General features: G+C 71.7%; 15 protein-coding genes. All 15 read left to right on the top strand.

Annotated features, from left to right (window positions below; genetic code table 11):
* Positions 1-91 precede the first annotated feature (91 nt).
* Positions 92-1,195: a glycosyltransferase family 4 protein gene (locus CKY47_RS01350; protein ID WP_306743724.1), complete on the top strand. Its 1,104-nt coding sequence runs from the start codon at positions 92-94 to the stop codon at positions 1,193-1,195.
* A complete protein-coding gene (locus CKY47_RS01345; RefSeq protein WP_306743723.1) occupies positions 1,192-2,301 on the top strand; it encodes a glycosyltransferase in 1,110 nt (369 codons plus the stop codon). Before CKY47_RS01350 ends, CKY47_RS01345 begins: the two co-directional genes overlap by 4 nt.
* A 9-nt stretch (positions 2,302-2,310) precedes the next feature.
* Complete coding sequence (locus tag CKY47_RS01340; protein ID WP_306743722.1) at positions 2,311-3,000, top strand: demethylmenaquinone methyltransferase; 690 nt, start codon at positions 2,311-2,313, stop codon at positions 2,998-3,000.
* 233 nt (positions 3,001-3,233) lie between these two features.
* Complete coding sequence (locus CKY47_RS01335) at positions 3,234-4,511, top strand: geranylgeranyl reductase family protein (protein ID WP_306743721.1); 1,278 nt, start codon at positions 3,234-3,236, stop codon at positions 4,509-4,511.
* 346 nt (positions 4,512-4,857) lie between these two features.
* Entirely contained in the window at positions 4,858-5,223 is a 366-nt protein-coding gene (locus tag CKY47_RS01330; protein ID WP_306743720.1) for an NADH-quinone oxidoreductase subunit A, read from the top strand.
* 11 nt (positions 5,224-5,234) lie between these two features.
* Positions 5,235-5,783 carry a NuoB/complex I 20 kDa subunit family protein gene (locus CKY47_RS01325; RefSeq protein WP_306743719.1) on the top strand — a complete coding sequence of 183 codons (549 nt, stop codon included), beginning with the start codon at positions 5,235-5,237 and terminating at the stop codon, positions 5,781-5,783.
* A 110-nt stretch (positions 5,784-5,893) separates the two neighbouring features.
* Entirely contained in the window at positions 5,894-6,592 is a 699-nt protein-coding gene (locus CKY47_RS01320) for an NADH-quinone oxidoreductase subunit C (RefSeq protein WP_306744520.1), read from the top strand.
* The gene (locus CKY47_RS01315) at positions 6,589-7,992 is read left to right on the top strand and encodes an NADH-quinone oxidoreductase subunit D (RefSeq protein WP_306743718.1); all 1,404 of its coding nucleotides are present in this window, start codon (positions 6,589-6,591) and stop codon (positions 7,990-7,992) included. Before CKY47_RS01320 ends, CKY47_RS01315 begins: the two co-directional genes overlap by 4 nt.
* On the top strand, positions 7,989-8,789 hold the full coding sequence (gene nuoE / locus CKY47_RS01310; protein ID WP_306743717.1) for an NADH-quinone oxidoreductase subunit NuoE: 801 nt from the start codon (positions 7,989-7,991) through the stop codon (positions 8,787-8,789). Before CKY47_RS01315 ends, nuoE begins: the two co-directional genes overlap by 4 nt.
* 12 nt (positions 8,790-8,801) lie before the next feature.
* Entirely contained in the window at positions 8,802-10,100 is a 1,299-nt protein-coding gene (gene nuoF / locus CKY47_RS01305; protein WP_306743716.1) for an NADH-quinone oxidoreductase subunit NuoF, read from the top strand.
* Positions 10,097-12,583: an NADH-quinone oxidoreductase subunit G gene (locus CKY47_RS01300; protein ID WP_306743715.1), complete on the top strand. Its 2,487-nt coding sequence runs from the start codon at positions 10,097-10,099 to the stop codon at positions 12,581-12,583. The genes nuoF and CKY47_RS01300 overlap by 4 nt, the downstream gene beginning before the upstream one ends.
* Positions 12,580-13,911, top strand: a complete 1,332-nt coding sequence (gene nuoH / locus CKY47_RS01295; protein ID WP_306743714.1) for an NADH-quinone oxidoreductase subunit NuoH — start codon at positions 12,580-12,582, stop codon at positions 13,909-13,911. The genes CKY47_RS01300 and nuoH overlap by 4 nt, the downstream gene beginning before the upstream one ends.
* Positions 13,898-14,464 carry an NADH-quinone oxidoreductase subunit NuoI gene (gene nuoI / locus CKY47_RS01290; protein WP_306743713.1) on the top strand — a complete coding sequence of 189 codons (567 nt, stop codon included), beginning with the start codon at positions 13,898-13,900 and terminating at the stop codon, positions 14,462-14,464. The genes nuoH and nuoI overlap by 14 nt, the downstream gene beginning before the upstream one ends.
* Positions 14,461-15,303, top strand: coding sequence for an NADH-quinone oxidoreductase subunit J (locus tag CKY47_RS01285; protein ID WP_306743712.1), 843 nt, complete (start codon positions 14,461-14,463; stop codon positions 15,301-15,303). The genes nuoI and CKY47_RS01285 overlap by 4 nt, the downstream gene beginning before the upstream one ends.
* Positions 15,300-15,599, top strand: a complete 300-nt coding sequence (gene nuoK / locus CKY47_RS01280; RefSeq protein ID WP_306743711.1) for an NADH-quinone oxidoreductase subunit NuoK — start codon at positions 15,300-15,302, stop codon at positions 15,597-15,599. Before CKY47_RS01285 ends, nuoK begins: the two co-directional genes overlap by 4 nt.

Genomic DNA, 15,599 nt, shown 5'->3' with positions numbered 1-15,599 from the left:
CGGGGCCAACGTCAACCCCGACGCGTGGAGTTCCGCGGGCGTTCGCCGAGGTGTCACGCCGTCGTGTCCTCCGCCGCCCAGGGTGATCGGCGTGCGCGTAGCGATCGTCACCGAGAGCTTCCTGCCCCACGTCAACGGGGTCACCAACTCCGTCCTGCGCGTGCTGGAGCACCTGCGGGCACGCGGTCACCAGGCCCTGGTCGTCGCACCCGGTCCGGGCGACGAGCACCACGACGGCACGCCGGTCGTGCGCGTCCCGGCGGTGGACCTGCCGCGGTTCAGCTCGCTGCCGGTGGGCGTGCCGACGCGCCGGGTGCTGACCGCCCTGCACGACTTCCGCCCGGACGTGGTGCACCTGGCCAGCCCGTTCGTGCTGGGCGCGCGAGGCCTGTCGGCGGCGCGCAGGCTCGGCGTGCCGACGGTCGCGGTCTACCAGACGGACGTCGCCGGGTTCGCCGGCCACTACGGCCTCGGGCTGACGGCGCGCGCCGCGTGGCGGTGGACGCGCCGGCTGCACGCCCAGGCCGACCGCACGCTCGCGCCGTCGAGCTGGGCGGTGGGGGCGTTGGAGGAGCACGGAGTGCCGCGCGTGCACCGGTGGGGGCGGGGCGTGGACGTCGACCTGTTCCACCCGGGCCGCCGCGACGACGCGCTGCGCCGCGAGCTCGCCCCGGACGGGGAGCTGCTGGTCGGGTACGTCGGCCGCCTGTCGCCGGAGAAGCGGGTGGACCGGCTCACGGCCCTGCGGGACCTGCCGGGCGTCCGGCTCGTGGTCGTCGGCGAAGGGCCGGAGGAGGAGCGGCTGCGCCGCGAGCTGCCGGGTGCGGCGTTCCTGGGCTTCCGGGGCGGCACGGAGCTGGCGACCGCGTACGCGAGCCTCGACGTGTTCGCGCACACGGGCCCGCACGAGACGTTCTGCCAGGCCGTGCAGGAGGCGCTGGCCAGCGGCGTGCCGGTGGTGGCGCCGGACGCGGGCGGTCCGCGCGACCTCGTGCGGCCGAACACCGGCTACCTGTTCCGCGACGACGACGGGCTGCGCGCCGCCGTGGAGGACCTGCGCGACCCGTTGCGCCGCCGGCAGTACGGGCAGGCGGCGCGGCGCTGGGTGCGCGGTCGGACGTGGACCGCGGTGTGCGACGAGCTGCTGGCCCACTACGCGGCCGTGCTGGACCTCCCGCAGCGGCGCGCGGCGTGAGGATCGTCCAACTGGCCAACTTCTACGGCCCGCGGTCCGGCGGCCTGCGCACGGCCCTGCACCACCTGGGCGCCGGGTACGCCGCGCACGGCCACGAGGTCGTCCTCGTCGTCCCCGGGCCCGCGCACGCCGACGAACGCCTGGCCGGCGGGGTGCGGCGCGTCACGCTGCCCGCGCCGCGCATCCCCGGCACCGGCGGTTACCGCGCGGTGGACCCGTGGCGGGTGCGCGCCCTCCTCGACCGGGTGGCGCCCGACCGGCTGGAGGTGTCCGACCGGCTCACGCTGCGCGGCATGGGCCGGTGGGCGGCGGAGCGGGGCGTGCCCAGCGCGGTCGTCTCGCACGAGCGGCTGGACCGGCTGCTGGAGCAGTTCCTGGTGCCCGGCGGCCTGGCGCGGCGGGGCGCGGACGCGGCCAACGCCCGGATGGCCGCCTCCTACGACGTGGTGGTGTGCACGACGGAGTTCGCCCGCGAGGAGTTCGACCGGATCGGCGCGCGCAACGTCGTGCGCGTGCCGCTCGGCGTGGACCTGCGCACGTTCACCCCGACCCGGCGCGACCGGTCGCTCAGGGCGGACCTCGCGCGGGGCGCGGACGCGCTGCTCGTGCACTGCGGACGGCTGTCGCCGGAGAAGCACGTCGAGCGCAGCGTCGACACCGCCGCCGAGCTGCACGCCGCCGGTCACCGCGTCCGCCTGGTCATCGCCGGCGACGGCCCGCGCCGGGAGGCGCTGGAACGCCGGGCCGCGGGCCTGCCCGTCACGTTCCTCGGGTTCCTGGGCGACCGCGCGGCCGTCGCGGACCTGCTGGCCACCGCCGACGTGTCCCTCGCGCCAGGGCCGCACGAGACGTTCGGCCTGGCCGCGCTCGAAGCCCTCGCCTCCGGCACGCCGGTGGTGGTCTCGGCCTCGTCGGCGCTGCGGGAGATCGTGCGGCCGGGGTGCGGCGCCGCGGTGGCAGACCACGCGCCGGCGTTCGCGGGGGCGGTGAGCGACCTGCTCGACGACCCGGAGCCGACCCGCCGGAGCGCGGCGCGGGCGCGGGCCGAGGAGTACCCGTGGCAGGTGGCGGTGGACGGGATGCTGGACGCTCTGCGCGTCACCTAGTCTGCTCCCATGTCGCGCGCAGGTCTGGACAAGAACCCCCGCGAGGTCGCCGAGATGTTCGACGGCGTGGCGAAGGGCTACGACCGCACGAACTCCGTCATGACACTGGGGTTCGACCGGCGCTGGCGCGAGTGGAGCAGGCGCGTGCTCGACGCCCGTCCCGGCGAGCGGGTGCTGGACCTCGCGGCGGGCACGGCGGTGTCCACCGTGGAGTACGCGGCCTCGGGCGCGTGGTGCGTGGCGGCGGACTTCTCGGTCGGCATGCTGCTGGGCGGGCGGCACCGGGACGTGCCCAAGGTGGCCGCGGACGCCCTGCACCTGCCGTTCGCGGACGGCGCGTTCGACGCGGTGACGGTCAGCTTCGGCCTGCGCAACTTCAACGACACCGAGGCGGCGCTGCGCGAGATGGCGCGCGTGGTGCGGCCCGGCGGCCGACTGGTGGTGTGCGAGGTGTCGACGCCCACGTTCCGGCCGTTCCGGTACGTCTACATGCGCCACCTGCTCAAGGTCCTGCCGCTCATCGCGAAGTTCGTCTCGTCCAACCCGGACGCCTACAAGTACCTCGCCGAGTCCATGCGCACGTGGCCCGACCAGCGCGCGCTGGGCGAGGTCGTCGCCCGCGCCGGCTGGGAGGACGTGGCCTGGATGAACCTCACCGGCGGCATGGTCGCCCTCCACCGAGCCACCAAACCCGCCTGACCCGCGAGTCGTAATCCCACACCGCGCGAGTCGTCACTTCGCGCCGCGCGAGTCGTACGTTCGGGACCCCTGAGTCCTTCACTCACGAGTGAAGGACTCAGGGTGCGCGAAGTCACGACTCGCGCGGCGCGAAGTGACGACTCGCGCGGCGTGGACTTACGACTCGCGGGGGTCTCAGGGGGAGGTCAGTAGACTCGGGGTGGACTTTGTGAACACGGGCACAAGGAGCGGGGATGACGACTCCCAGCCGCCGCAAGGCAGGCGAGGACGCCGAGGTGATCGTGGTCGGGGCGGGGCCCGCGGGTTCCACCGCGGCCACCTACCTGGCACGGGCCGGCCTGGACGTGGTGCTGCTGGAGAAGAGCACCTTCCCCCGCGAGAAGGTCTGCGGTGACGGCCTCACGCCGCGCGGGGTGAAGCAGCTCATCGACCTGGGCGTCGACACCCGGGAAGAGGCGGGCTGGCTGCACAACCGCGGCCTGCGCGTGGTCGGCGGCGGCGTGACGCTGGAGCTGGACTGGCCCGAGCTGGCCACGTTCCCGCCCTACGGCCTGGTGCGCCCGCGGCAGGACTTCGACGAGATGCTGGCGAACACCGCCGTCGCGGCGGGCGCCCGGATGCACCAGCAGACCACCGTCACCGGCGCGGTCGTGGAGAACGGCCGCGTGGTCGGCGTGGAGGCGAAGCAGGGGCCGGGCAAGGAGCCGGTGACCTACCGCGCACCCCTCGTGCTGGCCTGCGACGGCGTGTCCGCGCGCCTCGCGCTCAGCGTCGGCATCCAGAAGGACGACGCCAAGCCCATGGGCGTCGCGGTCCGCCGCTACTACGCCAGCCCGCGCACCAAGGACGACTACCTGGAGTCGCACCTGGAGCTGTGGGACCGCCAGAACGACGTGCTGCTGCCCGGCTACGGCTGGATCTTCGGCATGGGCGACGGCACGGTGAACGTCGGCCTCGGCATCCTCAGCACCTCCAAGGCGTACGGCACCACCGACTACCGCGCGTTGCTGAAGAGCTGGCTCGACGGCACCCCGGAGGAGTGGGGTTTCCGCGAGGAGAACGCCACCGGCAAGATCGGCGGCGCGGCCCTGCCGATGGGTCTCAACAGGAAGCCCCACTACCGGGACGGGTTGCTCCTGGTGGGTGACGCCGGCGGCATGGTGAACCCGTTCAACGGCGAGGGCATCGGCTACGCCATGGAGTCGGCGCGGATCGCCGCCGAGAGCGTCGTGCAGGCCCTGGCCCGCCAGGGCGCGAGCCGCGAGCGCGCGCTGCACGGCTACCCGGTGCGCATCGAACAGGCCCTGGGCAGCTACTACCGCCTCGGCAACGTCTTCAGCAAGCTCATCGGCAACCCCACGATCATGCGCACGGCGACCAAGTACGGGCTGCCCCGCAAGACCCTCATGAGGCTGGTCCTGAAGCTGCTCGCCGGCCTGTACGACCCCAAGGACGGCGATGCGTTCGACCGCATCATCACCGCCGCCACGAAGGTCGCCCCGACGGCCTGATCGCTCTCACCCGATCGGACCAGCGCCGTCCTCCGGGACGGCGCTGTTCCGTATCCGGTGTGGCCTCGTTCACGGGCCGCCCCGCCGGCTGTCGATCCGGCCCCGGTATGCCCTGGTCAGCAGGGGTGTGGGGGGCGTGTGTCGCGCCTCTCTGTGACGTTCTACACTGGCCCGTAGGTCTTGTGAATCAGTTCACAACCGGCTGTGATGCCTTGTGAAGTGTTTCACAAGCGACCTGCGGATTGTTAGGCGTGCCTAACTGCCGGAGGGCGCAAGAACACCCCATAGGGTGCGCAACGGTCAGCGGTGCACCACCACCGCGACAGCGAGGAAAGGACGACGGAGAGTGCTGGACGCTTACCTCCCCCTCGTATTGATGTTCGCCCTCGCCGGCGCCTTCGCGCTGTTCTCGGTGACGGCAGCGCCGTACATCGGACCCCGCCGGTACAACCGCGCGAAGCTGGACGCCTACGAGTGCGGCATCGAGCCGTCGCCGCAACCCGTGGTGGGCGGTGGCCGCATGCCGGTCGCCTACTACCTCACGGCGATGCTGTTCATCCTGTTCGACATCGAAATGGTCTTCCTCTACCCGTTCGCGGTCTCCGCGGACCGGCTGGGCCTGTTCGGCCTGGTGGAGATCGCACTGTTCGTCGCCACGGTCGGCTTCGCGTACGCCTACGTCTGGCGTCGCGGCGGCCTCGACTGGAACTGAGGGGGAAGACCATGGGTCTCGAAGAGAAGCTCCCGAACGGCATCATGCTGGCCAGCGTCGAGAAGTTGGTCAACTGGACCCGCAAGTCCTCGCTGTGGCCCGCGACCTTCGGCCTGGCCTGCTGCGCCATCGAGATGATGACCACCGGCGCCCCGCGCTACGACCTGGCCCGGTTCGGCATGGAGGTCTTCCGCGCCTCGCCGCGCCAGGCCGACCTGATGATCGTCGCGGGCCGGGTCACCAACAAGATGGCCCCGGTGCTGCGCCAGATCTACGACCAGATGCCCGAGCCGCGCTGGGTCCTGGCGATGGGCGTGTGCGCCTCCTCCGGCGGCATGTTCAACAACTACGCGGTCGTGCAGGGCGTGGACCACGTCGTGCCGGTCGACATGTACCTGCCCGGCTGCCCGCCGCGGCCGGAGATGCTGATCGACGCCATCCTGAAGATCCACGCGAAGATCATGGACGAGCCGCTCGGCCCGACCCGTGCCGCGCTGCTCGCCGAGCAGGGCCACCGGACCGAGCTGATCCCGTCGTCCCAGCGCTTTGCGAAGAAGTGAGCGGCATGCCGAACGAGAACAGCGCTGAAGACCGGAACACCCCCGGCGAGGTCGCCAAGACCCCCGGCGCGGGCACCCCGGGCAACGACGAGGCCCTCAGCTCGTCGAGCATGAGCGAGGCCCAGCACGAGGAGTACGAGGCGCGCGGCGGCGTCGCGGCCGGTCGCGCCCGCCGGGGCATGTTCAACATCTCCGACTCCGGCGACACGTCCGGCTTCGGCGGCCTGCGGCTGCCCGCCCACGTCGCCGCGCCGTCCGAGCGACCCTTCGGCGGCTGGTTCGACGAGGTCGCCGACGAGCTGCTCGCCGCGATCCGGGAGAAGGGCCTGCCGGCCGACACGGTGCAGCAGATCACCGTCGACCGCGGCGAGATCACCTTCTACCTGCGCCGGGAGAACCTGGTCGAGGTGGCGCGCATCCTGCGCGACGACCCCGCGCTGCGCTTCGAGCTGTGCAGCTCGGTGTCCGGTGTGGACTACGGCGTGGACGTCGCGCAGCGGCTGCACTCCGTCTACCACCTGACCTCGATGACCTACCGCCGGCGCATCCGGCTGGAGGTCTCGGTCGACGTGGACGACGCGCACATCCCCAGCGTGGTGTCGGTGTACCCGACGGCGGACTGGCAGGAGCGCGAGACCTGGGACATGTTCGGCATCGTCTACGACGGTCACCCGGGCCTGACCCGAATCCTCATGCCGGACGACTGGGACGGCCACCCGCAGCGCAAGGACTACCCGCTCGGCGGCATCCCGGTGGAGTACAAGGGCGCGGAGATCCCCCCGCCAGACCAGAGGCGGTCCTACTCATGACCGAACGTCTTTCCGACGTGACCACGGGCACCGACACCAGCGCGGCCGGCCGTGACAGCGACTCGTACGACGCCAACCGCACCACCTCGAACCCCGACTCCTACGCGGGCGCCCGGGAGACCACCGAGGGCACCGTCTACACGGTGACCGGCGGCGACTGGGACGAGGTGCTGGCCGAGGCCGCGGGCGACGAGCGCATCGTCATGAACCTGGGGCCGCAGCACCCGTCGACGCACGGCGTGCTCCGCCTGGTGCTGGAGCTGGAGGGCGAGACCGTCACCCAGGCCCGCAGCGTCGTCGGCTACCTGCACACCGGCATCGAGAAGAACCTCGAGTACCGGAACTGGACCCAGGGCGTCACGTTCGTGACGCGCATGGACTACCTGGCGCCGCTGCACAACGAGGCCGCGTACTGCATGGCGGTCGAGAAGCTGCTCGGCATCACGGTGCCGCAGCGCGCGCAGACGGTCCGGGTCATCCTGATGGAGCTGAACCGCATCTCCTCGCACCTGGTGGCGCTGGCCACCGGCGGCATGGAGCTGGGCGCGCTCACCGGCATGACCTCGGGCTTCCGCGAGCGCGAGGAGGTCCTGCACCTGCTGGAGTTCCTCACCGGCCTGCGCATGAACCACGCGTTCATCCGCCCCGGCGGCCTCGCGCAGGACCTGCCGGAGGGCGCGGAGCAGCGCATCAAGGACTTCATCACGGTGATGGACTCCCGGCTGCCCGACTACGACAAGCTGCTCACCGGCCAGCCGATCTGGCGCAACCGGCTCGCGAACGTCGGCTACCTGCCGGTGGACGCGTGCCTCGCGCTCGGCATCACCGGCCCGATCCTGCGCTCCGCGGGCCTGCCGTGGGACCTGCGCAAGGTCGAGCCCTACTGCGGCTACGAGAACTACGAGTTCGACGTGCCCACGTCGACCGCGGCCGACTCCTACGCGCGCTACCTGCTGCGCCTGGAGGAGATGCACCAGTCCCTCAGGATCATCCGCCAGGCCGTGGACAACCTCGTCGCCGGTCCCGTGATGGTCGAGGACGCCAAGGTCGCCTGGCCCGCCCAGCTGACCATCGCCGCCGACGGCATGGGCAACTCGCTGGAGCACGTCCGCAAGATCATGGGCCAGTCCATGGAGTCCCTGATCCACCACTTCAAGCTGGTGACCGAGGGCTTCGCGGTGCCGGCCGGCCAGGTGTACGTGCCGATCGAGTCGCCGCGCGGCGAGCTGGGCTACCACGTCGTCTCCGACGGCGGCACCCGGCCGATGCGCGTGCACGTGCGCGAACCCAGCTTCGTGAACCTCCAGTCGATGCCCGCCATGTGCGAGGGCAGCATGGTCGCCGACGTCATCGCGTCGGTGGCCTCCATCGACCCGGTGATGGGTGGTTGTGACCGATGAGCACTCCCGAGAACGTCCTCGCGGCCTCGCCGCTGGACCCGGTGGCGACGCAGGCCACCGCGACCCCCGGCACGTTCGACACGAGCGTGTTCGACGAGGGGACGGTGGCCAGGGCGCAGGCGATCATCGCCCGCTACCCGGTGGCCCGCTCGGCGCTGCTGCCGATGCTGCACCTCGTGCAGTCGGTCGAGGGGTACGTCAGCCAGGCGGGCATCACGTTCTGCGCCCACCAGCTGGACCTCACCAACGCCGAGGTCAGCGCGGTCGCGACGTTCTACACCATGTACAAGCGCCGCCCCTGCGGCGAGCACCTGGTGAGCGTCTGCACGAACACCCTGTGCGCCGCGCTCGGCGGTGACGCGATCTACGCGGGGCTGCGCGAGCACCTGGGGTCGGACGGCAGGCCGCTCGGCCACGAGGAGACCTCGGGCGAGCCGGGCGCGCCGGGCTCGATCACCCTGGAGCACGCCGAGTGCCTCGCCGCGTGCGACCTCGGCCCGGTGCTCCAGGTGAACTACGAGTACTTCGACAACCAGACGCCGGAGAAGGCGCTGGAGCTCGTGAAGTCCCTCCAGGCGGGGGAGAAGCCCCACCCGACGCGCGGCGCGCGGCTGACCGACTTCCGCCAGGCGGAGCTCCAGCTGGCCGGCTTCTTCGAGGGCCGGGAGGCGGACCTGGACGGCCCGTCGGCCGCCCCGGAGACGGTGCGCGGCGCGGCCCTGGCCGCCGAGCGCGGGTGGACGGCTCCGGCGATGCCGGACAACGCGGAGTTCCCGCCGCTGCCGGAAAAGAAGTAGGGGGAGGTCGACGTGGTTGATTCCTTGACTCCCGTCCTGACCAAGCGCTGGCTGTCGCCGCGCTCCTGGACGCTGAAGACCTACGAGCAGCTGGAGGGGTACACGGCGCTGCGCAAGGCGCTCACCGCCCACCCGGACCAGCTGATCCAGCAGTGCAAGGACTCCGGGCTGCGCGGGCGCGGCGGCGCGGGCTTCCCCACCGGCATGAAGTGGGGCTTCATCCCGCAGAACGACGGCAAGCCGCACTACCTCGTCATCAACGCCGACGAGGGCGAGCCGGGCACCTGCAAGGACATCCCGCTGATGATGGCGGACCCGCACTCGCTGATCGAGGGCATCATCATCACCTCGTACGCGATCCGGGCGAACTTCGCCGCGATCTACGTGCGCGGCGAGGTGCTGCACGTGATCCGCCGGCTGCACGCCGCCGTGCGCGAGGCCTACGAGGCCGGGTACCTGGGCAAGGACATCCTCGGCTCGGGCTTCGACCTCGACCTGGTCGTGCACGCCGGCGCCGGCGCGTACATCTGCGGCGAGGAGACGGCGCTGCTCGACTCGCTGGAAGGCCGTCGCGGCCAGCCGCGGCTCAAGCCGCCGTTCCCGGCGACCTCGGGCCTGTACGCCTCGCCGACCGTGGTGAACAACGTCGAGACGATCGCCAGCGTCCCGTACATCGTCAACGGCGGGGCGGACTGGTTCCGCACCATGGGCCGCGAGCGGTCGCCGGGCCCGAAGATCTTCTCCCTGTCCGGGCACGTCGAGCGCCCCGGCCAGTACGAGGCCCCGATGGGCGTCACGCTGCGCGAGCTGCTGGACATGGCGGGCGGCATGAAGGACGGCATCCCGCTGAAGTTCTGGACGCCGGGCGGATCGTCGACCCCGCTGTTCACGACCGAGCACCTGGACGTGCCGCTGGACTTCGAGGGCGCGGCCGAGGCCGGCTCGATGCTGGGCACCACCGCGCTCCAGATCTTCAACGAGACGGTGTCCGTGCCGTGGGCGGTCATGAAGTGGACCGAGTTCTACAAGCACGAGTCGTGCGGCAAGTGCACGCCGTGCCGCGAGGGCACCTACTGGCTCGTCCAGATCCTCCAGCGGATGGTGGCGGGCAACGGCACGGCCAGTGACATCGACACGCTGCTGGACGTCTGCGACAACATCCTGGGCCGCTCGTTCTGCGCCCTCGGCGACGGCGCGGTCAGCCCCATCACCAGCGGCATCAAGTACTTCAAGGACGAGTTCCTGGCCCTGTGCGACCAGAACTCGGCCAAGAACCGAGCAGGTACCGTCCTGGCAGGAGCCAGCGCATGACCATCGCGCCTGACAAGAGCACGGAGCTGGTGGTCCCCGAGGGCCACGTCAAGCTCGTCATCGACGGCGTCGAGGTCGTCGCGCCGAAGGGCGAGCTGCTGATCCGCACCGCGGAACGGCTCGGCACCGTCATCCCGCGCTTCTGCGACCACCCGCTGCTGGAGCCCGCGGGCGCCTGCCGGCAGTGCCTGGTCGAGGTCGAGATGGGCGGCCGGGCGATGCCGAAGCCGCAGGCCAGCTGCACGATGACGGTCGCCGACGGCATGGTCGTCAAGACGCAGCTGACCTCGCCGGTGGCGGACAAGGCGCAGCAGGGCGTGATGGAGCTGCTGCTCATCAACCACCCGCTGGACTGCCCGATCTGCGACAAGGGCGGCGAGTGCCCGCTGCAGAACCAGGCGCTGGCGCACGGCCGCGCGGACTCCCGCTTCCACGAGCACAAGCGGACGTTCCCGAAGCCGATCCCGATCTCCACGCAGGTGCTGCTGGACCGGGAGCGGTGCGTGCTGTGCCAGCGCTGCACGCGGTTCTCCGCGCAGATCGCGGGCGACCCGTTCATCGAGCTGCTGGAGCGCGGTTCGCAGCAGCAGATCGGCGTGGCGCAGGAGAAGCCGTTCCAGTCCTACTTCTCCGGCAACACCATCCAGATCTGCCCGGTGGGCGCGCTGACCAGCGCCGCGTACCGGTTCCGCGCCCGCCCGTTCGACCTGGTGTCCACGCCGGGCGTGTGCGAGCACTGCGCGTCGGGCTGCTCCACGCGGTCCGACTGGCGGCGCGGCAAGGTGCAGCGCCGGTTGGCCGGCGACGCGCCCGAGGTCAACGAGGAGTGGACCTGCGACAAGGGCCGCTTCGCGTTCCGCTACGCCACGGCCGCCGACCGCATCCGCCGCCCGCTGGTGCGCGACGCGGCCACCGGCGAGCTGCGCGAGACGTCGTGGACCGAGGCGCTCCAGCACGCGGCCGAGGGCCTGGCGAAGGCCCGCGACGGCAAGGGCGTCGGCGTGCTGGCCGGCGGCCGGCTCACCGTCGAGGACGCCTACGCGTACTCGAAGTTCGCCCGGATCGCGCTGCGCACCAACGACGTCGACTTCCGCGCCCGCGCCCACTCGGCCGAGGAGCTGGAGTTCCTGACCGCCTCGGTGCTGGGCGCGAACCCGGACAACGGCGGCGTGACCTACGCGACGATCGAGGCCGCCCCGGCCGCGCTGCTGGTCGCGTTCGAGCCGGAGGAGGAGTCGCCGATCGTCTTCCTGCGGCTGCGCAAGGCCGGCCGCAAGAACCGGACCAGGGTGTTCCACCTCGGCCAGTTCACGACCCCCGCGGTCGAGAAGACCAACGGCGTGCTGCTCGCCTGCGTGCCGGGCCAGGAGCCGTCGGCGCTCCACGCGCTGCCCGAGCACGCCGCCGACGTGGTCGAGGACCTGTCGAAGCCGGGCGCGGTGATCCTGGTCGGCGAGCGCGCCGCCGAGGTCCCGGGCCTGTTCTCCGCGGTCGCTGCGCTGGCCGAGCGCACCGGCGCGAAGGTCGCCTGGGTCCCCCGCCGCGCCGGTGAGCGCGGCGCCCTCGAAGCGGGCCTGCTGCCCACGCTGCTGCCGGGCGGTCGCCTGGTGGGCGACGCGGCGGCGCGCGCCGAGGTCGAGGCGGCGTGGGGGCTGGCGGCGGGCGCGCTGCCCGCGAAGCCCGGCCGCGACACCGCGGGCATCCTGACCGCCGCCGCGAGCGGTGGCCTGGACGCGCTGGTCGTCGGCGGCGTGGACCCGTACGACCTGCCGGACCCGGCGCTGGCCGAGCGCGCACTCGACTTCGCCGGGTTCGTGGTCAGCCTGGAGCTGCGGCACAGCGCGGTCACCGCGCGCGCCGACGTCGTGCTCCCGGTCGCCCCGGCGGTGGAGAAGGCGGGTACCTACCTCAACTGGGAGGGCCGCCCCCGCCCGTTCGCCACCACGCTGGAGGGCACCGGCACCCTGCCGGACAGCCGGGTCCTGGACACGCTGGCCGTGGAGATGGACGCCGACCTGTTCACGCAGACCCCGGCGGCCGCCGCGGCCGACCTGGCCCGGCTCGGCGTCGCGGCGGTCCAGGCCGCCGCGCCGACCGTCCCCGCCCCGCTGCTGACCCAGCCCAAGGACGGCCAGGCCGTCCTCGCCACCTGGCGCCGCCTGCTGGACAACGGCTCGCTCCAGGACGACGAGCCGAACCTGGCGGGCACCGCGCGCCCGGTGGTGGCCAAGCTGTCCCCGGCCACCGCCGTGCACCTGGGCGTCCACCTGGGCGGCGAGATCACCGTCTCCACCGACCGGGGCGAGGTGGTGCTGCCGGTCGAGGCGGCCGACCTGCCCGACGGTGTCGTGTGGCTGCCCGGCAACTCGGGCGCGGTCACCGTGCGGCGCAACCTGGTCGCGGGCCACGGCTCCGTGGTCGCGGTCGCGCCGGTCGTCACGGGCACCGCGGAGAAGATCACCCCGCCCGGAGGCAAGGCATGAGCACCGCAGAACTGATCGCCGACGACCCGCTCTGGCTGGTCCTCGTCAAGGTCGTGGGGATCTTCGCGTTCCTGGTCGTCATGACCCTGTTCATGATCAACTGGGAACGCAAGGTCGTCGCCCGCATGCAGCAGCGCCCCGGTCCCAACCGGGTCGGGCCGAACGGCTGGCTCCAGTCCCTCGCCGACGGCCTCAAGCTGGCGTTCAAGGAGGACATCCGCCCGGTCCTGGCGGACAAGTGGGTGTACTTCCTGGCCCCGGTCATCTCCTGCATCCCGGCGTTCGTGGCCTTCTCGGTCATCCCGATCGGCGGCGAGGTCTCGATCTTCGGCGAGCGCACCGCCCTCCAGCTGGTCGACCTGCCGGTCGGCGTGCTGGTCGTGCTGGCCTGCTCCTCGCTCGGCGTGTACGGCATCGTGCTGGCCGGCTGGTCGTCCGGCTCGCCCTACCCGCTGCTGGCCGCGCTGCGCTCCGCCGCGCAGGTGATCTCCTACGAGATCGCCATGGGCCTGTCGATCGTCGCGGTCGTCATGCACTCGCACTCGCTGTCCACCTCGGACATCGTCGAGTCGCAGTCCGCCGGCTGGTACTTCTACCTGCTGCCGGTCAGCTTCCTCATCTACGTCACGTCGATGGTCGGCGAGACCAACCGCGCGCCGTTCGACCTCCCCGAGGCCGAGTCGGAGCTGGTCGGCGGCTTCCACACCGAGTACAGCTCGCTGAAGTTCGCGCTGTTCTTCCTCGCCGAGTACGTCAACATGGTCACCGTCTCGGCGCTGGCCACCACGCTGTTCCTGGGTGGCTGGAAGTTCCCGTTCGTCGGCGACGACCACCTGCTCAACAGCGGCTGGTTCGGCCTGCTCTGGTTCGTGCTCAAGACGCTGGCCTTCCTGTTCCTGTTCATCTGGCTGCGCGGCACGCTGCCCCGCCTGCGCTACGACCAGTTCATGCGGCTGGGCTGGAAGTTCCTGGTCCCGATCGCCCTGGTCTGGTTCGTCGCGGTGGCCTTCGCCCGCTACCTGCGCCAGGAGTGGGAGTCCAACAGCGGGCTCGACACCTCCACCGCGCTGATCGTGATCGGCTCGGTCCTCGCGATCGTGCTGCTGATCGCGTTCCTGCTCCCCGACAAGCGGGAGCCGCACGACCCCAACGCCGTCCCGCTCACCGGCGGCGGCTTCCCGGTGCCGCCGCTGGACCTCCAGGTCCCCAAGGCCCCGCCACGCCGGCAGGTGCCGGTCGCGGAGCTGCCGGGAGCCGACCAGGACCGGGAACCGGCGGCAGTCACGTCCACCTCGGCGGGAAAGGAGGCCGGCGATGGGCGTCTTTGATCCCGTCAAGGGCTTCGGCGTCACCTTCGGCACGATGTTCAAGAAGGTCGTCACCGAGGAGTACCCCGAGGTCAAGAAGGTCACCGCACCGCGGTTCCACGGCCGGCACCAGCTCAACCGGCACCCGGACGGGCTGGAGAAGTGCGTCGGCTGCGAGCTGTGCGCCTGGGCGTGCCCGGCGGACGCGATCTTCGTCGAGGGCGGCGACAACACCGAGGAGGAGCGCTACTCCCCGGGTGAGCGCTACGGCGCCGACTACCAGATCAACTACCTGCGCTGCATCGGCTGCGGCCTGTGCATCGAGGCGTGCCCGACCCGCTCGCTCACGATGACCAACGAGTACGAGCTGGCCGACGACTCGCGGCAGAAGCTGATCTTCACCAAGGAGGACCTGCTCGCGCCCCTGCTGGCCGGCATGGAGCAGCCGCCGCACCCGATGCGGCTGGGCGAGAACGAGCAGGACTACTACGTCAACGGCCCGCAGCTGGCCCGCTCGGCCGGCGTGCCCGAGGGGCAGACCGTCGAGACGGGCCCCGAGGAGGCGTTGAAGTGAGCCTCACGTCGTTCCTGCTCCAGCAGCCCGACGCCGTCGAGCGCGTGGTCGACACCGTCACCACGGGCGAGGCCGTCGCGTTCTGGGTGCTCGGCCCGCTGGCCCTCGCCGGCGCGCTGGGCATGCTGTTCGCCCGCAACGCGGTGCACTCCGCGCTGTGGCTCGTGCTCACCATGCTCAGCCTCGGCGTGCTCTACATGGTCCAGCAGGCGCCGTTCCTCGGCTTCGTGCAGATCATCGTCTACACCGGCGCGATCATGATGCTGTTCCTGTTCGTGCTGATGATGGTCGGCCGGGACAGCTCGGACTCCGTCGTCGAGGTGCTGCGCGGCCAGCGCCTCGCCGCCACCGCGCTCGGCGTCGGCTTCGCCGCCCTGGTGGTCGGCTCGCTGGCCCGCGCGCTCACCGACGTGGACGCGGTCGGCCTGGCCCAGCAGAACACCGCGAACGGCGGGAACGTCGCCAACATCGGCGAGGCGCTGTTCACCGACTACCTGTTCCCGTTCGAGCTGACCTCCGCCCTGCTGATCACGGCGGCGGTCGGCGCGATGGTGCTGGCCTTCGCCTCCCGCCCGGGCACGGCGAAGAAGACCCAGCGCGAACTGGTCGAGGAGCGCTTCCGCGGCGACCGCCCGGGCTCGCTGCCCGGCCCCGGCGTGTTCGCCACCGCCAACTCGGTGGCCACGCCCGCCCTGCTGCCGGACGGCTCGGTCGCCGCCGAGTCCCTGTCCGAGCTGATCGAGACGACCGCGAGGGAACGTCTCGACGATGACGTCGCGGAGGTGTCCGGCACCGGGCACGAGCCCGACGCGCGCGCGCTCAAGGGAGAGTCGTCGTGACCCCTACGTACTACCTGCTGCTGTCCGCGCTGCTGTTCAGCCTCGGCGCGGTCGGCGTTCTGGTGCGGCGCAACGCCATCGTGGTCTTCATGTGCGTGGAGCTGATGCTCAACGCGGTGAACCTCAGCCTGGTCACGTTCGCCCGCGTCAACGGCGGGCTGGACGGCCAGGTGATGGCGTTCTTCGTGATGGTCGTGGCCGCGGCCGAGGTCGTGGTCGGCCTGGCGATCATCATGTCGATCTTCAAGACGCGTCGCTCGGCCTCGGTCGACGACTCCAACCTGCTGAAGTACTGA

The organism is Saccharothrix longispora, assembly GCF_030852425.1.
Classification (GTDB): Bacteria; Actinomycetota; Actinomycetes; order Mycobacteriales; family Pseudonocardiaceae; genus Actinosynnema; species Actinosynnema longispora.
Note: the sequence above shows the minus strand (reverse complement) of the source record. Positions and strands in the feature narration are given on the sequence as shown.